The 17,339-nt window shown below is 68.6% G+C and carries 18 protein-coding genes; 13 read left to right on the top strand and 5 right to left on the bottom strand.

Features of this window, described 5'->3' with window-relative positions; all coding sequences use genetic code 11:
• The first annotated feature begins 79 nt into the window (after positions 1 to 79).
• From ALI144C_RS40285 to ALI144C_RS40245, 9 genes are all read left to right on the top strand, one after another.
• A complete protein-coding gene (locus tag ALI144C_RS40285) occupies positions 80 to 895 on the top strand; it encodes a helix-turn-helix transcriptional regulator (RefSeq protein ID WP_076992469.1) in 816 nt (271 codons plus the stop codon).
• Between the two features lie 10 nt (positions 896 to 905).
• On the top strand, positions 906 to 1,820 hold the full coding sequence (locus ALI144C_RS40280; RefSeq protein ID WP_076992468.1) for a DMT family transporter: 915 nt from the start codon (positions 906 to 908) through the stop codon (positions 1,818 to 1,820).
• A gap of 54 nt (positions 1,821 to 1,874) precedes the next feature.
• On the top strand, positions 1,875 to 2,597 hold the full coding sequence (locus tag ALI144C_RS40275; RefSeq protein WP_076992467.1) for a dienelactone hydrolase family protein: 723 nt from the start codon (positions 1,875 to 1,877) through the stop codon (positions 2,595 to 2,597).
• Between the two features lie 12 nt (positions 2,598 to 2,609).
• Positions 2,610 to 3,008, top strand: a complete 399-nt coding sequence (locus tag ALI144C_RS40270) for an MmcQ/YjbR family DNA-binding protein (protein WP_076992466.1) — start codon at positions 2,610 to 2,612, stop codon at positions 3,006 to 3,008.
• 26 nt (positions 3,009 to 3,034) lie between these two features.
• The gene (locus ALI144C_RS40265) at positions 3,035 to 3,478 is read left to right on the top strand and encodes a GNAT family N-acetyltransferase (protein ID WP_076992465.1); all 444 of its coding nucleotides are present in this window, start codon (positions 3,035 to 3,037) and stop codon (positions 3,476 to 3,478) included.
• 172 nt (positions 3,479 to 3,650) lie between these two features.
• Positions 3,651 to 4,871 (top strand): amino acid ABC transporter substrate-binding protein, encoded by a 1,221-nt coding sequence (locus tag ALI144C_RS40260; RefSeq protein ID WP_083753804.1) that lies wholly within the window; start codon positions 3,651 to 3,653, stop codon positions 4,869 to 4,871.
• The gene (locus ALI144C_RS40255) at positions 4,868 to 5,749 is read left to right on the top strand and encodes a branched-chain amino acid ABC transporter permease (RefSeq protein ID WP_083753866.1); all 882 of its coding nucleotides are present in this window, start codon (positions 4,868 to 4,870) and stop codon (positions 5,747 to 5,749) included. The genes ALI144C_RS40260 and ALI144C_RS40255 overlap by 4 nt, the downstream gene beginning before the upstream one ends.
• Complete coding sequence (locus tag ALI144C_RS40250; protein ID WP_076992463.1) at positions 5,746 to 7,491, top strand: branched-chain amino acid ABC transporter ATP-binding protein/permease; 1,746 nt, start codon at positions 5,746 to 5,748, stop codon at positions 7,489 to 7,491. Before ALI144C_RS40255 ends, ALI144C_RS40250 begins: the two co-directional genes overlap by 4 nt.
• Entirely contained in the window at positions 7,491 to 8,213 is a 723-nt protein-coding gene (locus ALI144C_RS40245; RefSeq protein WP_076992462.1) for an ABC transporter ATP-binding protein, read from the top strand. The genes ALI144C_RS40250 and ALI144C_RS40245 overlap by 1 nt, the downstream gene beginning before the upstream one ends.
• A 77-nt stretch (positions 8,214 to 8,290) precedes the next feature.
• On the opposite strand, the gene ALI144C_RS40240 is transcribed toward ALI144C_RS40245, so the two are convergent.
• On the bottom strand, positions 8,291 to 9,316 hold the full coding sequence (locus ALI144C_RS40240) for a LacI family DNA-binding transcriptional regulator (RefSeq protein ID WP_076992461.1): 1,026 nt from the start codon (positions 9,314 to 9,316) through the stop codon (positions 8,291 to 8,293).
• 103 nt (positions 9,317 to 9,419) lie between these two features.
• Between ALI144C_RS40240 and ALI144C_RS58075 the strand changes: the two genes are divergently transcribed.
• Complete coding sequence (locus ALI144C_RS58075) at positions 9,420 to 10,643, top strand: GNAT family N-acetyltransferase (protein WP_143231147.1); 1,224 nt, start codon at positions 9,420 to 9,422, stop codon at positions 10,641 to 10,643.
• Between the two features lie 164 nt (positions 10,644 to 10,807).
• Here the strand turns inward: ALI144C_RS58075 and ALI144C_RS40225 are convergent, their stop codons facing one another.
• Positions 10,808 to 11,182, bottom strand: a complete 375-nt coding sequence (locus ALI144C_RS40225) for a VOC family protein (protein WP_076992460.1) — start codon at positions 11,180 to 11,182, stop codon at positions 10,808 to 10,810.
• A 66-nt stretch (positions 11,183 to 11,248) separates the two neighbouring features.
• On the opposite strand from ALI144C_RS40225, the gene ALI144C_RS40220 reads away from it, so the two are divergent.
• Entirely contained in the window at positions 11,249 to 11,704 is a 456-nt protein-coding gene (locus tag ALI144C_RS40220) for a MarR family winged helix-turn-helix transcriptional regulator (RefSeq protein WP_076992459.1), read from the top strand.
• 6 nt (positions 11,705 to 11,710) lie between these two features.
• Here the strand turns inward: ALI144C_RS40220 and ALI144C_RS40215 are convergent, their stop codons facing one another.
• Positions 11,711 to 14,047, bottom strand: coding sequence for a glycosyl hydrolase family 95 catalytic domain-containing protein (locus ALI144C_RS40215; protein WP_076992458.1), 2,337 nt, complete (start codon positions 14,045 to 14,047; stop codon positions 11,711 to 11,713).
• A 262-nt stretch (positions 14,048 to 14,309) separates the two neighbouring features.
• On the opposite strand from ALI144C_RS40215, the gene ALI144C_RS40210 reads away from it, so the two are divergent.
• Together ALI144C_RS40210 and ALI144C_RS40205 are read left to right on the top strand one after the other, a co-directional pair.
• A complete protein-coding gene (locus ALI144C_RS40210) occupies positions 14,310 to 14,663 on the top strand; it encodes an ArsR/SmtB family transcription factor (RefSeq protein ID WP_076992457.1) in 354 nt (117 codons plus the stop codon).
• A gap of 38 nt (positions 14,664 to 14,701) precedes the next feature.
• Entirely contained in the window at positions 14,702 to 15,280 is a 579-nt protein-coding gene (locus ALI144C_RS40205) for a TetR/AcrR family transcriptional regulator (protein WP_076992456.1), read from the top strand.
• Here ALI144C_RS40205 and ALI144C_RS40200 read toward each other — a convergent pair.
• Both ALI144C_RS40200 and ALI144C_RS40195 read right to left on the bottom strand, forming a co-directional pair.
• Positions 15,258 to 16,295 (bottom strand): DNA polymerase IV, encoded by a 1,038-nt coding sequence (locus tag ALI144C_RS40200; RefSeq protein ID WP_202819164.1) that lies wholly within the window; start codon positions 16,293 to 16,295, stop codon positions 15,258 to 15,260. The two genes, ALI144C_RS40205 and ALI144C_RS40200, sit on opposite strands and share 23 nt — an antisense overlap.
• A 19-nt stretch (positions 16,296 to 16,314) precedes the next feature.
• The gene (locus ALI144C_RS40195) at positions 16,315 to 17,277 is read right to left on the bottom strand and encodes a helix-turn-helix transcriptional regulator (RefSeq protein ID WP_193441267.1); all 963 of its coding nucleotides are present in this window, start codon (positions 17,275 to 17,277) and stop codon (positions 16,315 to 16,317) included.
• Between the last annotated feature and the right edge of the window lie 62 nt (positions 17,278 to 17,339).

The raw sequence follows: 17,339 nt of genomic DNA, 5'->3' as shown, positions 1-17,339 counted from the left end.
CGGTCCTACCTGACGGTAGCACTGGTCGTTCGAGTCCGTTTGCTGGGCTCGCGCGTGCCAGGCGGGTTACATTCGCGCCATGGAGCAGGCCACGTGGACACGTGTCGACGCGGGACAGGGCGCCCCGCTCGACCTGATGACGGCGCGCTTCGTCCGGCACGTGTTCGCCCCGCACGCGCATGACGAGTTCGCGATCGGGGCGTGCACCGACGGCATGGAGATCATCAGGGTCGGCACCCGGTCGTACCGCGGCGGGCCCGGCGACATCGTGGTGATCGAACCGGGGGAGACGCACACCGGCGGCGCTGGCGTGCCGGAGGGGTTCGCCTACCGCGCCATCTATCCACAGTGGACAAGCCTGGCCGACGCCGGTGTCCCGCACTTCCCCGTGCCCGTCGTGCACGATCCCGAGCTGGCGGCGGAGTTCCACCGCACGCACGAGATGATCACGCGCTGGCGGGATCCGCTCGAGGCCGAGTCGCGCCTGTCGTGGACGCTGGCCGCACTGGTCCACCGGCACGCGGTGGGGGCGCGGCGGTTCGCCCCGGTCCGGGCGGGTGAGCAGGTCACGCGGGTCACCAAGGAACGCCTCGCCGACCGCCTGGTCGATCCGCCCGGTCTGCACGAGATCGCCGACGAGCTGGGCCTGTCGCGTTTCCAGGTGGTGCGGGTTTTCCGTGACACGGTCGGCATGCCGCCGTTCGCCTGGCTGTCGCAGTACCGCGCGACCCGCGCGCGGGCGCTGCTGGCCTCGGGACACCGCCCCGCGCAGGCGGCCGCCTTGACGGGATTCGCCGACCAGGCCCATCTGACCAGGTGGTTCCGGCGTGTCTTCGGCGTCACACCCGGTGCTTTCCGCAACAGCGTTCAAGACTCGGCGCCGCGGCCCCGGTGAGACTGGCCGGGTGACACGTAAAGGGTGGGTTTTGTTCGGCTTGTTGGGCGTCATCTGGGGGCTGCCGTACCTGATGATCAAGGTGGCGGTGGGCGGTGTGTCCGTTCCCATGGTGGTCTTCGTCCGGACGGCGGTCGGTGCCGCGGTGCTGCTGCCGCTGGCCCTGCGCCGGATCGACTGGGGTGTGCTGCGCAGGCACTGGCTGATGATCCTGGCGTTCGCGGCGACCGAGATCCTCGTGCCGTGGTACCTGCTTTCGGACGCGGAACGCCATTTGTCCAGTTCGATGACGGGGTTGCTGATCGCGTGCGTGCCGACGGTCGGCGCGCTGCTGGCGACCATGGGAGGTGAGCGGCTCAGCGGCCTGCGGTGGGTTGGGCTCGCGGTGGGGTTCGGCGGTGTCGCGCTGCTGGCGGCGCCCAACCTGAGCGGCGGGGACGCGTGGGCGGTCGTCGAGGTCCTGCTGGTCGCGGTCGGGTACGCCATCGCGCCGGTGATCGCGGTGCGCAGGCTCCAGGAGATCCCCGGGCTCGTGCTGGTCACGGTCTCGCTGGGGCTTGCCGCGATCCTGTACCTGCCCGCCGCGATCGTGACGTGGCCGAGCCGGATGCCGTCGCAGGACGTGCTGTGGGCGCTCGGCGGCCTCACGGTGGTGTGCACGGCGATCGGGCTGCTGGTGTTCTTCGAGCTGTTCAAGGAGGTGGGGCCGTCCAAGGCGGTGGTGATCACGTACGTCAACCCGCTGGTCGCGGTCGCGGCCGGGGTGCTGATCCTCAACGAGTCCCTCACCGTGACCACGATCGTCGCCTTCGTGCTGATCCTGAGCGGATCGGTGCTGGCGACCGCACGGGAACGCTCGAAGGCCGCGGCGGTCCCTGTCCCACCGGAACAAAAAATCGCCCATTCCGCACGCCGGAATGCGTGAACGGTGACAGATCGCTACCGTCTCCCAGGTTCCGAAGGAGAGGGGAGCGGGCGTGTGACTCACGTAGATCTGACTGACCTGGCGCGCAAGAACGGCGGGTCGACCCGGCTGGGCGGCTATCTGGTCAGGCCGTCCGGGGACGGCCCGTGGCCCGGTGTGGTGGTGATCCACGAGGCGGTCGGGCTCAACGACGTCGTTCGCAGACAGGCCGACCGGCTGGCCGAGGCGGGCTACCTGGCGCTCGCGGTCGACCTGTTCAGCGCGGGTGGCGTGCGCAAGTGCCTGGTGTCCACCATGCGGTCGCTGTGGAAGGGCGAGGGCACGCCGTTCGCCGACATCGAGTCCGCCCGCGAGTGGCTGGTCGAGTCCGACGACTGCACGGGCAACGTCGGTGTGATCGGGTTCTGCATGGGCGGCAGCTTCGCTCTCGCGACGGCGAACGCCGGGTTCGACGCGTCCGCGGTGAACTACGGCTTCCTGCCGCGTGATCTGGACGCGGCGCTCGCGGGCGCGTGTCCGATCGTGGCCAGCTACGGCGGGCGGGACCTGCCGTTGCGGAGCGTTCCGGCCAAACTGGAGCGGGCGCTGACGAAGGCCGGTATCCCGCACGACGTGAAGCAGTACCAGTCGGCGGGACACTCGTTCCTCAACGACGCGGAGATCGGGCCGCGGCCGGTGCGGGTGATCATGCGGATCGCCGGGATGGGACCGCAGCCCGCGGCGGCGACCGACGCGTGGCACCGGATCGAGGCGTTCTTCGGCGAACACCTGCGGTGAGGGCGGTTCCTGGTGGCTGACTGGGACGATGTCCGCCGGATCGCCATGGCACTGCCCGCCGCCGCCGAGTCGGTGGCGGGCGATGGAACAGTGCGTTGGCAGGTGAAGGACAAGCTGCTCGTATGGGAAAGGCCGTTGCGCAAGGCGGATCTGGCCGCGCTGGGCGACGACGCGCCGGACGGCCCGATCCTCGGCGCGCGGGTCGCCGACGTCGGCGTCAAGGAAGCGCTGCTGGCCGAGGACCCGGCGGTGTACTTCACCACGCCGCACTTCGACGGGTATCCGGCGGTGCTCGTCCGGCTGCCGGAGATCGCGGTCGCCGAACTGGCGGAGCTGGTCACCGAGGCGTGGCTGGACCGCGCGCCGAAGCGGCTGGCGAAGCAGTACCTTGAGCAGTTCCGCCAAGACTGAAACCCCGGCACCGGCTGTGGTGCAGGATGGTCGCCGTGCTGGAGATCAGTCTTGTGACCGAATCCGACCGTGCCGAATGGGAAGTGCTCGCGCGGGGCCACCACACGCACTTCGCGCACGACATCAGCGACGACAGCTACGAACCGACCTGGCAGAAGCTGCTCGCCGACCGGATACGCGGGATCATCGCGCGACTGGACGGCAAGGCCATCGGTGTCGCGCACTACGTGTTCCACGCGAGTGTCTGGGGCAACGGGGGAAGGTGCTACCTGGCGGACCTGTTCGTCGAGCCGGCAGCCCGGCGGCGTGGCGTCGCGACGGCGATGATCAACTGGGTGGCGACGGACGCCAAGGAACACGGCGCGCCACGCCTCTACTGGAACACACTGACAGACGCCCCTGCTCGCGCGCTGTACGACAGGCTGGCCAAGTACAACGAAGGGCTGATCCTCTACACCTACCGGCGGTGAGCCGGTGGCGGAGACCAATCGGGCGCGACAGATGGCGGGTGGTGCCGGCTTTGGTGCCGTGATACCCCCTAGTGGTCACAGGGAAGTCAGCACAGCGTGCGACCAAAGGCGCTGTGCTGCAATCGTTTGCCATGGTTGGGTTGGGACTTCGACGACGTCGAGGAGATCCGTGATGCGAGAACGATCCGTCCGGCTCAGGCTGCGTGCCCTCGTCGCGTGCGCGGCGTTGCTGGTCAGCGCCGGGTGCGGGGGCGGTGGCCAGGCCGGCGGCGGGGGTGGTCCGATCCTGATCGGCACGTCGTTGCCGCTCACCGGGCAGTTCTCCCAGCCCGGTGGCGAGGCGAGGCGCGGTTACGAGATCTGGCGCGACCGGGTCAACGCCGCGGGCGGCCTGCTCGGCAGGCAGGTGGACCTGCGCGTCACCGACGACGCCAGCAACCAGGACACGATCATCGCCGACTACACCAAGCTGATCACGCAGGACAAGGTGGACCTCCTGCTCGGCAGCTTCTCGTCGCTGCTCAACTACGCCGCTTCCGCTGTGGCCGAGCGCAACCAGATGCTTTTCGTCGAACCGGCGGGCGCCGCGCCGAACATGTTCACCCGCGGGTTCAAAATGCTGTTCTTCGCGCAACCGGCGACGGCGCCGCACCACGCGGACGGCGTCACGGAGTGGGTGAAGTCCCTGCCCGAGGCGCAACGGCCCAGGACCGCCGCGTTCATCACGCAGGATGACCCGTTCACCCGGCCGGTCATCGAGTCGCTGCAGCGCCAACTGGAAGCGGCCGGGCTGCGGACCGTCCACTCGACCGTCTACCCGGCCAACACCACGAACTTCCAGCCGATCGTCAGCGCCGCCGTGGCCGAGTCGCCTGACCTGTTCGCGCAGGGCGCCCAGTTCGAGGACGGCATCGGCGCGGTGCGCGCGCTGCGACAGGTCGGGTTCTCGCCCAAGGTCTTCTTCCAGACCAACGCGCCCGGCAACGGCAACCAGTACAGCGACGGCGTCGGCAAGGACGCGACCGAAGGCGTGTTGTACAGCACCAGTTGGAGCGAGGCCGCCAAGACGCCGGTGAACGCCGAGTTCGCGCAGGAGTACCGCAAGCGCTTCAACGGCCCGCCGACCGAGGACGCGGCGGACGCGTTCGCCGCGGGCCAGGTGCTGCAGGAGGCCGTGACCAAGGTCGGCCGGATCGACCAGGTCGCGCTGGCGGACTGGTTGCGCGCCAACGAGGTGCCGACGATCCTCGGCCCGCTCAGGTGGGCCGCGAACGGTGAGCCGCAGAGCTCGTACATGGTGGCCCAGTGGCAGAACGGCAAGGTCGAGGTCGTCTCGCCCAAACCGGCGGCGACCACCGACAGGATCGTGTTCCCCAAGCCGGCGTGGCCATGACCCAAGCGGTGCAGACGGTCGCGTTGGGGGTGTTGATCGGCGGGGTCTACGCCCTGATGGCGGCCGGGCTGACGCTGGTCTTCGGCATCATGGGCATCGTCAACGTCGCACAGGGCGCGTTCCTCGTGCTCGTCGCGATGCTGACGTGGAAAGCGTGGCAGGTGACCGGGATCGACCCGATCCTGCTGGCGCTGGCCACGACGCCGCTGATGTTCGGCGTCGGCTGGGTGCTGTACCGCCTGGTGGTCGTGCGGGTGCGCGCGAGCAGCCCGGCGATGTCGATGCTGCTGACGTTCGGGATCGCGCTGACCATCGAAGGCCTGCTGAACGTCACGGCGGGCAACTACTTCCGCTCGGCCACGCCGCCGTACTTCGCGCAGTCGTTCACGATCGGCTCGGTGGTGCTGCCCAAGGCCCAGGTCTACGGCTTTCTCGCCGCGCTGCTCGTGCTCGGCCTGCTCTACCTGGTGCTCAACCGGACGTGGACCGGCCGGGCGATCCGCGCGACCGCGCAGAACCCGTCCGGTGCCGCGCTGGTCGGGATCAGCGCGTCGACGGTCGCGGCGTTGTCGTTCGCGATCGGCGCGGCGACCGCGGGCACAGGCGGGTCGATCCTGGCTGTGCTGTACCCGTTCTTCCCGGCGTCGCACTACGACTGGATCGCCAAGCTGCTCGGCATCATCGTGCTCGGTGGAATGGGATCGCTGCGCGGTGCGTGGGTCGGCGCGCTCATCCTCGGCCTCGCGGAGACGATCACCGCGACGTACGGGTCGCCGAGGTGGTCCACTGTGGTCTTCTACGCGGTGATCCTGCTGGTGCTGATCGTCCGTCCGCACGGGCTTTTCGGGACACGGCTGCGTGAGGACGCGGTCGCATGAGGTGGGGCGCTGCGGTCGTACTGGCCGCGTTGGTCGCGTTCCCCTTCGTCGTGCCGGACGCCACGTACGAGCACACGGTCATGCTGCTGGCGTTCCTCGTGGCGATCCAGGCCATCAGCTGGAACATCATCTCCGGCTTCGCCGGGTACATCTCGTTGGGACACAGCGTGTTCCTCGGGATCGGCGCCTACACGGCAGGCATCTTGTCCGTCGAATGGGACGTCAACCCGCTTGTGCTGGCGCCGCTGTCCGGCGTGGTCGCTGTCGTCGTCGCACTGTTCGTGGGTAGTGTTGTGTTGCGCGCCAAGGGGCCCGCGTTCGTGATCATCACGATCGCGATGCTGCTGTCGTTCCAGGTGCTCGCGGTCAACCTGCCCGCGGTCACCAACGGATCCGACGGCATCACGCTGGAACTGCCCACCTGGGGCCGGGACGTCGGCAACATCCCGTTCTACTTCATGTTCCTCGGTCTGATGGTGCTGGCGTTCGGCTTCAGCGCGTGGATCCGGCGCACGAAGTTCGGCACCGGCCTGGTGGCGATCCGCGAGGACGAGGGCAAGGCCGCCGCCATCGGCATCCCCACAACGCTTTACAAAAGCCTCGCCTACGCGGCGAGTGCGTTCTTCGTCGGCGTCGCGGGTGCGGTCTACGCGTACTTCCTGACGTTCCTCAACCCGTTGGGCGCGTTCAACATCCTCAGCAGCGTCACGATCGTGCTCGCGGCCTTGGTCGGCGGCAAGGGAACGCTGTGGGGCCCGGTCGTCGGCGCGTTCGTCGTGTCGTTCGCGGGTGAGGCGGCGACGGTCTACGGCGGCGGGTCCCAGAGCCGCCTGCTGGTCTTCGGCCTCGCGCTCGTCGTCATCGTGCTGTTCCTGCCGGACGGGCTGCTACCTGCCGTGCGTCGCCTGTTCGCGAAACGCCACGAAGTCGAACACACCGATCACACGGCCGCGCGGCGCCCGGTCACCATCGTCACCCGTGCGCCCGCCGAACCGAGAACCGATCCACTGCTGGAAGTCCGGAACGCGCGCAAGGCGTTCGGCGGCCTGACCGCGGTCGACGGCGTCAGCCTCACCGTGCCCACCGGGTCGGTCACCGCGCTGATCGGGCCGAACGGATCCGGCAAGACAACCTTGTTCAACCTGGTCACGGGCACCGGCGGCGCCCACACCGGGGAGATCCGGTTCGACGGCGAGCGGATCGACGGCCTGGCACCGTGGGCGCGGGCACACAGGGGGATCGGCCGGACCTTCCAACTGACCCGGCTGTTCAAAGGCATGACTGTGCTGGAGAACGTCGTCGCGCCGCTGGCCGCGTTCTCCCCCGCGGTGCTCGCGTCCGGCGCGGTCACCGGGCACGAGGCCGACCGCGCCCGTGAGCTGCTCGACCTCGTCGGGCTCGGCCGGTTCGGGGCCGAACCGGCGGGTTCGCTGTCCTACGGCCAGCAGAAGCTCGTGGAGTTGGCGCAGGTGATGGTGCTCCAGCCACGACTGGTCCTGCTCGACGAACCCGCGGGCGGCGTGCACCCCGACCTCGTCGACCGGATCACCGGCATCGTCAGGGCAGGAGCGGAGCAGGGAATCACGTTCCTCGTCGTGGAGCACGACATCCCGCTGGTGCTCGACCTGTGCGACCCGGTCTTCGTGCTGGACAGGGGAAAGGTGATCGCTTCGGGGCCGCCCGGGGCGATCCGCGAGGACCCGGCGGTGCTGGGTGCTTACCTGGGTGAAGTGAGCGGCTGATGCTGACGTTGAAAGGTGTGTACGCCGGGTACGGCGGTGGTGACGTCCTGCGTGGTCTCGACCTGAGCGTTGTTCCCGGTTCGGTGACGTGCGTGCTGGGCCCGAACGGCGCCGGGAAGTCGACAGTCCTGCGGGTGGTCAGCGGGTTGGTCAGGCCGCGGGACGGCGCCGTGCTTCTGGGCGACGAGCGGATCGACCAGCTGACCGCGCCGCAGGTCCTGGCCAAGGGTGTCGCTCAGGTGCCGCAAAGCGGGGCGTTGTTCCCGCGGATGAGCGTGCGTGACAACGTTTTGATGGGTGGGTATCTGATCCGTGGGCAGCGCGAGCTGTTGGCGGAACGGTATTCGGCCGTTGCCGCGCTGGTTCCGTTGATCACCGAACGGGCGGGGACTGCGGCTGGGAACCTTTCCGGGGGTCAGCGGCGGATGGTGGAGATCGGTCGTTCTCTGATGCTCGATCCTGCTGTTGTTCTGCTGGACGAGCCTTCACTCGGTCTGGATCCCAAGGGGCTGGCCGCCGTCGCCGAGCTGATCGGTGGGATGCGGGATCGGGGGAAGACCGTAATTCTGGTGGAACAGAACGTTCGGCTCGGGTTGTCTCTGTCCACGCACGGCGTCGTCATGGAAGGTGGGCGGGTTCGGTTGCATGGCACCGCTGGGGAGATCTCTGGCCATCCCGATGTCGCTTCGCTCTATCTCGGGGCTCTGGGGCGTAAGGCTTAGCTGGTTGCCCTTCCCGTCCAACAGGGTCATGATCGAGCGGTTTCGGTCTTTCCGGGGCGGGGCGCTGGTCGTTCCGGTCACACCTTCGGTGCTGCGGTCGACTCACGCAGTACCAGTGTCGCGGGCAGTGTGATCGACTTCGCTGGTAGGTCCGGGTTTGCCAGTCTTTCCAGCAGCATCCGCGCTGCTTCCGCGCCGATCTGGTAGTGCGGCACGTGCACCGTGCTCAGCGGTGGTGTCAGGCGGTCGACGAACGGCATGTCGTTGAACCCGACCAGGCTGATGTCCCTCGGGCATCGCATCCGTCGCTCGGCGAACACATCGAGGCAGCCCAGCGCGATCATGTCGTTGGCGGCGACCACTGCGGTCGGGCGTTTGCCTGACTCGAACATCGCTCGCGCCGCCGTCGCCCCTTCGGCCTCGGTGAACTCCTGTGCGGTGACCAGCAGGCCGGGGTCGAGTTCGATTCCGGCGTCGTCGAGCGCCTGCCGGTAGGCGCGTTGCCTTGTGCGCCCGGTCGACGTGTGCTGCGGGCCGCCGACGTGTGCGATGCGGGTGTGCCCGAGTTCGATCAGGTGCCGGACTGCCATCGCGATTCCGTCGTGGTCGTCGCCGGTGACCGACGGGATGTCGGACTGGTCGACCCGTCGGTTGACCATCACCATTCGGAGGCCTTGCTGGTGCGCTTCGGCGAACAGCGTGTCGTCCCGGCGGGCCGTCGCGATGATCACGCCGTCGACCTGGCGGGCGCGTAACGTGTCGAACAGGGTGCGCTGTCGTTCCAGGTCGTTGTCGGTGTTGGCGATCAGCGTGGTGTAGCCGGATGCGGCCAGCACGTCCTCGATCCCGCGCACGATCGGCGGGAACAGCGGGTTGGTCAGGTCCGGCAGCAGCACGCCGACCGACATCGACCGCGAGGTCTTCAGGCCGCGGGCCATCGCGTTGGGCTGGTAGCGCAGTTCACGGGCGGCGGCCTGCACGCGGCGCATCGTCGCGGGGTTGACCAGTGAGCTGGTCGCGGGGTTGAGGGCTCGCGACGCGGTGGTGACGTGCACTCCTGCCCGCTGCGCGACCTCTTTGAGGGTGGGGGAGTTCGTCGGCATAGCGGCAGCACCCGGCCTCAGCGGCGGAAAACGATTGCAAACTCAGGTTAACACGCGCTCTGACCTGCGAAAATCAGTAGCGCCCGATGAGAGTATCGATGCCGTGGCTCAAATCGTGTTACGCGCCGCGCGGCCCGACGAGGCCGTCGCGTTGGGGGAGCTTGCATTGCGGTCCAAGGCGCACTGGGGATACGACCAGGCATTCCTGGACGCCTGCCGGGCCGAGTTGTCGTTCACGCCGCAGGACCTGGCCAACCGCTTGTTCGTGGTGGCCGTGGACGGCGAGCGGCTGGTGGGTTTCTACAGCCTCGACGGGTCTGTCCCCGAGGGCGAGCTGGGCAACCTGTGGCTCGAACCGGACGTGATCGGCAGAGGGCTCGGCAAACAGCTCTGGCAGCACGCCATGGACACCGCCCGTGCCAAAGGTTTCACGGTCCTGAGGATCGACGCGGAACCGTACGCGGAAGGCTTCTACGCCGCGATGGGTGCCGTCAAGACCGGCGAGACGCCGTCCGGGTCGATCCCCGGCCGTGTGCTGCCCCAGTTGCGGATCGACCTGGTCACACCGCTGCTCGAGGCGTACGACCGGCATGTCAGGCCGTCCGAGCACACCGACATGGAAGACGGCGTCCACGTGGAACCCGACGGCCCGGTTGTCCGGGTGGTCGGCAAACGCCAAGGTTTCGTGAGCTCGCCGCGTGACGTTTCCGGTGTGGACGACCTCGACGCGCTGATCGCCCGGCAGCGTGACTTCTACGCCGCCCGTGGTGAGGCCGTCGAGTGGAAGACCCGCGCCCACGACCTGCCCGCGGACCTGCCGAACAGGTTGCTGGCGGCCGGTTTCGTGCCGGACGAGAAGGAAACCGTGATGGTCGGCGCCGCGGCGGACTTCGCGGCCGAATCCGCACTGCCGGACGGCGTGCGGATCCGCCGGACCGACGCCGACGCCGACATGCACCGGATAGCGGCGATGAACGCCCACGTGTGGGGGCCGGACATCCTCTCCTGGCTCGCGCCCAACCTGATCTCCCGCAAGCGGCACCTCATCGTGTTCGTCGCCGAGGCCGACGGCGAGGTCGTGTCGGCGGGGTGGTTGAACACGAAGCAGGACAAGGAGTTCATCGGCATGTTCGGCGGCACGACGCTGCCGCGGTGGCGTGGTAGGGGCATCTACCGCGCTCTCGTCGCGACCCGGGCACGGCTGGCGGTCGAGTTGGGCGTCCGGTACCTGTGGGTCGACGCGTCCGACGACAGCCGCCCCATCCTGGAACGCCTCGGCTTCACGCCGGTGGTCACCACCACGCCCTACATCTGGAGCCCGAAATGACGGACGTCTTCACCGTCGAGCAGCACATCCACAAGCCGGGCGGCACGCTGGCGGCGACCGTCCGGAGCGTCTCCGGCCTGCTGGACCTGGCCGAGCGGCGGCTCGTCGCCGATCCCGCCCGGCATTGGCTCGCCTTGGCCGACAAACCGGAGCTGCTCGGCCTCTCAGTGGGGGACGGCGGTGAACAGCTCGTAGCTGTGCCCGTTCGGGTCGCGCACGTACACGCCACGGCCGCCGCCGAGGTGGTTGATGGCGCGGTCCCAGCCGTGTTCGCGGCCTGAGCCGTAGTCGATGTCGGGGTGCCGGGCCAGCAGCGCCAGCACCCCGTCGAACTTCGCGTCGTCGACCAGGAACGCGTAGTGCCCCGGCCTGCTGCCGTGTCGGTCGTCGAAGTCCAGGGTCAGGTCGTCGTTGACCTGGACGGGCGCGAACGGCCCGGCGGGCGCGCCGACGTCGAGTCCGAGCAGGTCAGCCAGGAATTTCGCGGCCTGGTCCTTGTCGGCCGCCGGGATGATCATGTGGTTCAGCACGATGCCCACGTGTCCTCCAATGCGTGCGATTCGCACCTACTATACGTGCGATTCGCACACGATGTAGGCTGGGGCATGCTGAGTGACGCCGATGGCGGGCCGGCGTTGTTCCGGCTCGTCCGCTTCTGGTCCAGACGGTGGAGTGCGCGCGCGTCCGCGGAGCTGACCGGCGAGCTCCGCCACGTCCAGCACATCCAGGCGGTCGAGGCGGTGCACACCGCCGGTCAGGCGGCATCGAGAGGCGGTGAGGCGACCGTGAACGCGATCGCGCACCAGCTCGGCCTCGACCACTCCGGCGCGAGCCGGATGGTCCGCGACGCCGCCCAAGCGGGCTACCTGGTCCGCGCGGAGTCCGAAATGGACAAAAGGCGTACGGTCGTGCGGCTGACCCCGTCGGGAGAGCAGCTGTTGGCGGACGCGCGCAACTGGCAACGCACCGTGTTCGACGAACTGACGCGAAGCTGGGAGGAGCACGACAGGGCCCAACTCGCCCACTACCTGCGAAGGCTCGTGGGCGAGGTGGGCGCCTGAGGAAGACTACGGCCGGACGGTAACGCTCTGGCCGGGGCGCAGCCGGATGTTCCTGCGCCACGAACCGAACCGCACCACGGTTTCCGTGCCCGTGGTGCTGTGCACGGTCGCGCTCGTGACCTTGCCGTCGCGCCATGAGACGTCGACGGTGAAACCGCCGCGCGCGCCGACTCCGGTGATCGAGCCGGTCCTGGCCCACGCCGCGGGCAACGCGGGCAGCAGCTCGATCACGCCGGGCCGTGAGTACACCAGCATTTCGAGCATCGCCGACGGCGCGCCGAAGTTGGCGTCGATCTGGAAGATCGTGTAGCTGCCCAGGCTGTACATGTCGAACAGGTTCGGCGCGGTGCCGTTGCCGTTGCCGACCGACGGCCGCAGCACGTTGAGCAGCAGTTGGTACGCCCGCTCGGCGTCCTTCAACCGTGCCCAACACAGCGCGCGCCACGCGCACGCCCAGCCGAAGCTGTCCATGCCACGGGCGATCAGCTGCTGCCGCACGCCTTCGACGAGCTCCTTCGGGCTGGTGTCCGTGGTGATCCGGTTGCCGGGGAAGAACCCGATCAGGCCGGACAGGTGCCGGTGCGTGGTCTCGCCGAGGTTGTCCGGGCTCATCCACTCCTGCAGCCAGCCGCTCTTCGGGCTGACCTCGGGCATGTACAGCCTGTCCTGCAGCCCGGCGATCGTCTGCGCGTACGCCCGGTCCTTGCCGAGGATCGCGGTCGCGGCGCGGAAGTGCTCGAACAGGTCCCAGCACAGTTCCTGGGCGTAGGTGATGCCGACGGCGTCCTGCGGCCCGTGTTCGGGCGACCAGTCCTTGTCGGCCACGAGCTTCTGGCGCACCGGGTCCAGCACCAGGCGTGTTTCCCAGAACTCGCAGGCGCCCTTGAGCAGCGGGTAGATCTTCGCCAGGTACGCGCGGTCCTGGGTGTACTCGTAGTGCTCCCACAGCGAGTTGCAGATCCAGGCGTTGCCGCCGGGGTGCCACCACCAGCCGGAGCCGCCGTAGATGTTCGTGGAGAACGCCACCGCCCAACCGGCGACCTTGCCGGAGCTGTTGCGGAACCGGTTGCGTGGATCGAGGAACGACTCCTGGGTGGTCCTGGTCCAGCCGGGTAGCTGCGCGAGGCAGTAGTCGACGAACGGCGTGAAGCAGTCCGGCAGCCCGGCCCGGTCGGCCATCCAGTAGTTCATCTGGACGTTGACGTCGGTGTGGTAGTCGGCCATCCAGTCCGGGGTGTTGTTGTGCAGCCACAGCCCCTGCAGGTTCAACGGCAGGTTGTCCCGCGAGCCCGTGATCATCAGGTAACGGCCGAACTGCAGGTAACCCGCTTCGAGCTCGGGGTCCGGCTGCGCGCCGGGCGTGCCGCGCACGACCAGCCGCGACCACGTGTCCATTGACCGCTGGGTGCGCGACGACCGTCCGAAGTCGACTCTCATCCGGTTGTACAGCGACTGGTAGTCACGGACGTGCGTGGCGAGCAGCGCGGCACCGGACGCCTTGAGCGCCTTGGCGGCCTTGTCCCGTGCGATCGCCAACGGGTCGGCGTCCGCCTTCATGTACCCGACGCTGTGGTCGGGGACGTAGTTGGTGCCGCCGCTGATGACGATGACGACCTCGGCGCAGTCGGTGAACGTGACCTTGTTGTCCGTGAAGCCGATCCGGCCGCCCCGGCTCGTCGCCTGCGCGACCGCCGCGTACTTGAGGCCGTTGTCGAGCCTGCCGTCGAACGCCCCGTTGACTGTGGGCTCGCCGTGGGTGCCCGCGAGGGAGATCGTGCCCGTGTGCGTGCCCCGGCCGTCCCGGGTCAGCCGCATGACGATCACGTCGTCCGGGTGGCTCGCGTAGACCTCGCGCCGGTACCTGGTTCCCTTGTACTCGTACGTGGTCGTGACGATGCCGTTGCTGATGTCGAGCGTGCGCCGGTACCTGTTGATCGCGTTCGGCGTGTGCTCGGCGATGGCCACCGCCGCCTGCGCCAGGACGTTGAGGGTGCCGAAGTGCACGCGTTCGTAGGGGAACTGGCCGTCGTTGTCGAGCACGTCGTTCCTGTCGCCCGCCCAGAGCGAGACATCGGTGATGTAGAACGAATCGCCAGCCGGGTTGCCGCCGATCAACGCGCCTAACCTGCCGTTGCCGACGGGCAGGCCCTGCTCCATGATCCTGTCTTCCACCGCGGGCGCGCGGTGCCAGAAGGTGGTGGCTTCCTCGTCGGGCACCAGGTGGACGGACGCGGGCCGGTCGACGGGTTCGGCCTGCGCGGTGAAGGTCCGCAGCCCGCCGATCGCGGCCCCGGCGCCGATGGCGCTGCCTGCTCTGAGGATGGTGCGGCGGGTGTGCGACATCGAACGACCCCAATCAGACGTCAAAGGTAGTAGCTCTGCGGCCCGAATCGGCGAATCTGATCGTAACCGATCACTGGCGTTCCGCTTCCGATCGATTTTTGTCTCACCGTGTACCAGCTGGTTAGAGCCTTAAAATCAACGTTATGGAACAGTGTGCCTTCGTCTGGGGGCTTGTTTGATGGCCAGAGATACATCGGATCTATCGGTCATGCCTTGCGAATAGACTTTGACTTATATAAGTATGGGTCGTTTTAATGAAGGTATGCATGCGTTCGATGTGCTCGGGGACCCGGTGCGGCGCCGGATCCTCGAACTGCTCGCCGACGGGGAACGGGCCGCCGGTGAGATCAGCGCGGTCGTCCAGGAGGAGTTCGGCATCTCCCAGCCCGGCGTCTCGCAACACCTGAAGGTGCTGCGGGAAAACGGGTTCGCCACCGTCCGCCCGGACGGCACACGGCGGCTCTACTCCGTGGACCCGGAACCGCTCAAGCAGATCGACGTGTGGCTGGACCGCTACCGGCGGTTCTGGACGCAGCGCCTCGACGCGCTCGGCACCGAGCTGGCGCGCGGCAAGCGGGAACGAAGGGCCGACGGCGACAAGCGGACCGGCACGTAGACTCGCCCTCCCGGAAGACTCCAGGGGAGGTACCAGCCGTGCCACCGGTCAACCAGCAACGCCGCGACGCACTGGCGGACGCCGCCATCGCGATCGTGGCGAAGGAAGGCACGCACGGGCTGTCACACCGGTCGGTGGACGAGACCGCCGCCGTCCCCAAGGGCACGACGTCCAACTACTTCCGGTCGCGGGACGCCTTGCTGGAGGCGACCGTGCGGCGCGTCGTGCAATTGCATTTCGAGTGGATCTCGCAGCTGCGCGCCGAACGCGACGGCACCCTCGACCGCACGGCGCTGGTGGAGATCCTCGCCCAGGTGCTCGACGAGTCCGTGACCGTCCACAAAGACCGGTACCGGGCCATGATGGAGCTGCTGCTCGAAGGAACCCGGCGGCCGGAGCTGCACGCCACCCTGGTCGACACGTTCACGTCCGGCGTCCGGCTGCTGCAGGACGCCAAGGTCGCCGACGGTTCCGAAGCGAGCGAGAAACAGCGCCACCTGCTGCGCGTGATCTACGTCGGCACCCTCTTCAGCTACATCGTCCTGCCGGAGGAGTTGCAGGCCATCGGGCCCGGCGAGACGACGATGACGTTCCTCAACGCGTTTCTTCCGCACTGACCGGGAATTCGGCCCGCACACCGAGCAGGCGGACCGGCTTGCGCGCCTCGAACAGACCGAGCACCTCCAACGCCGCCCGCCGGATCTCAGCCGGATCGCTGCTAGGCGACGGCAACGTGATGCTGCGGGTGTGCGTCAGGAACGGCGCGAACCGGACCTTCACCGCGACCCGCGCCGCCGGACGGCCCTCCTCCGCGACGTCCCGCGCCACCCGGTCAGCCAGTTCGGCCACGTGCGCCTCGATCTCGGCCTGGTCGCTGATGTTCTCCTGGAACGTGACCTCACGGCCGCGCGACTTCGCCACGTACGGCGTCGCCTCGACGTTCGGGTCACCCGCGCCGAGCGCCAGCGTCCGGTACCAGGGCCCCATGTTCGGCCCGAACCGCTTGGCGAGCACCGCCGGATCCGCCCTGGCCAGCCGCTCGACCGTCGCCAACCCCAGTTCCCCGAGCTTCCTCGTGGTCTTCGGCCCGATGCCCCACAGCGCGTCGACCGGCCGCCCGGCCATCACAGCCACCCAGTTGTCCCTGGTCAGCCGGTAGGTCCCGGCCGGCTTGGCGAAGCCGGTGGCGATCTTGGCGCGCAGCTTGTTGTCCCCGATGCCCACCGAACACGACAGCCCGGTCCGTTGCGCGACAGCCGTCCGGATGTCCGCCGCCAGCGCCTCCGGGTCCTCGGTCCGCGCGCCGACGAACGCCTCGTCCCACCCGATCACCTCCACGACGACCGGGAACTCCCGCAGCACGGCCATCACCCGCTCGGACGCCTCCTCGTACGCGGGTGCGTCGCTCGCCAGGAAGATCGCGTCGGGGCACTTCTTCGCGGCGGTGCGCAGCGGCATGCCGGAGTGCACACCGAACTCCCTGGCCTCGTAGGACGCCGTCGCCACGACCGCGCGTTGCGTCGGGTCGCCCGTGCCGCCGACCACGACCGGCTTGCCCTTCAGCTCAGGGTGCCGTGCGACCTCGACCGCGGCGATGAACTGGTCGAGGTCGACGTGCAGCACCCAGTTCATGGCCGCCAGTATCGCCTGTTCACGCCGTGTGGCGCAGGAACAGTTCGCCCATGGTGCGGATGTGGTCGCGCAGTTCCGGCGGCTGGACGACCTCGAAGTCGACGCCGATGGTGCCCGCGATCAGGGCGGGCCAGTCGAACGTGTCCGTCCGCATGGTCAGGCGGCAGGTCTCCTCGGTGATCGGTTCGACGGTGCCCCAGTGCGCGACCTGCTCCTTGACCGTGCTCGCCGGTGCCTTGAACTCCAGGATCGCCTCGTACTGCGTCGGCCGGGTGTTCAACCGGTCGCGCACGAAGGCACCCGCGTCCCCGCCGGGCAGGTCCCGTTGCCGGAACCGGGCGCCGGTCGGTTTCGGGTCGACGATCCGGTCGGCGCGGAACGTCCGCCAGTCGTGCCGTTCCACGTCCCACGCGACCAGGTACCACCGGCGGCCCAGCGACACCAGGCGATGCGGTTCGACGTGCCGCTTGGTCTCGCTGCCGTCGTGGGCGGTGTAGCCGAACCGCAGGCGCTCGTCGTCACGGCAGGACGACGCGATCACCGTCAACGACATCGCGTCGACCGTCGAGTTCGCGGCCGAACCGCCCCAGAACGTCGGCACGGTGAAGCTCCGCAGCGCTTCGACCCTGCGGCGCAACCGCGGCGGCATCACCTGGATGACCTTGGTCAACGCGCGCATCGACGTCTCCTCGATGCCGTCGACCGCCCCACCCGCCGCGGTGCGCAACCCCACCGCGATCGCGACCGCTTCCTCGTCGTCGAGCAGCAACGGCGGCATCGCCGCACCTGACTGCAGCTGGTAGCCGCCCGCGACGCCGCGGCTCGCGTCCACCGGGTAGCCCAGTTCGCGCAGCCGGTCGACGTCGCGTCTGAGTGTTCGCGCGCTGACCTCGAGCCGCTCGGCCAGTTCGCTGCCCGGCCAGTACCGGTGGGTCTGCAACAACGACAGCAGTCGCAGCATCCGTGCACTTGTGTTCGCCATGAATCCAGATTCCCATTCGTTGCGGCCAGAAACTGACCTGAATAGATTCTAGCGTTGCCGCC

It is taken from the genome of Actinosynnema sp. ALI-1.44 (genome assembly GCF_001984155.1).
Taxonomy (GTDB): Bacteria; Actinomycetota; Actinomycetes; order Mycobacteriales; family Pseudonocardiaceae; genus Kibdelosporangium.
Note: the sequence above shows the minus strand (reverse complement) of the source record. Positions and strands in the feature narration are given on the sequence as shown.

Coding starts and splice junctions, on each gene's coding strand:
- ALI144C_RS40210 (WP_076992457.1), top strand. CDS start 14,310: ATGCATGCGTTCGATGTGCTCGGGGACCCGGTGCGGCGCCGGATCCTC.
- ALI144C_RS40215 (WP_076992458.1), bottom strand. CDS start 14,047: ATGTCGCACACCCGCCGCACCATCCTCAGAGCAGGCAGCGCCATCGGC.
- ALI144C_RS40240 (WP_076992461.1), bottom strand. CDS start 9,316: ATGCCGACGAACTCCCCCACCCTCAAAGAGGTCGCGCAGCGGGCAGGA.
- ALI144C_RS40285 (WP_076992469.1), top strand. CDS start 80: ATGGAGCAGGCCACGTGGACACGTGTCGACGCGGGACAGGGCGCCCCG.
- ALI144C_RS40265 (WP_076992465.1), top strand. CDS start 3,035: ATGGTCGCCGTGCTGGAGATCAGTCTTGTGACCGAATCCGACCGTGCC.
- ALI144C_RS40250 (WP_076992463.1), top strand. CDS start 5,746: ATGAGGTGGGGCGCTGCGGTCGTACTGGCCGCGTTGGTCGCGTTCCCC.
- ALI144C_RS40200 (WP_202819164.1), bottom strand. CDS start 16,295: ATGAACTGGGTGCTGCACGTCGACCTCGACCAGTTCATCGCCGCGGTC.
- ALI144C_RS40195 (WP_193441267.1), bottom strand. CDS start 17,277: ATGGCGAACACAAGTGCACGGATGCTGCGACTGCTGTCGTTGTTGCAG.
- ALI144C_RS40220 (WP_076992459.1), top strand. CDS start 11,249: ATGCTGAGTGACGCCGATGGCGGGCCGGCGTTGTTCCGGCTCGTCCGC.
- ALI144C_RS40245 (WP_076992462.1), top strand. CDS start 7,491: ATGCTGACGTTGAAAGGTGTGTACGCCGGGTACGGCGGTGGTGACGTC.
- ALI144C_RS40255 (WP_083753866.1), top strand. CDS start 4,868: ATGACCCAAGCGGTGCAGACGGTCGCGTTGGGGGTGTTGATCGGCGGG.
- ALI144C_RS40260 (WP_083753804.1), top strand. CDS start 3,651: ATGCGAGAACGATCCGTCCGGCTCAGGCTGCGTGCCCTCGTCGCGTGC.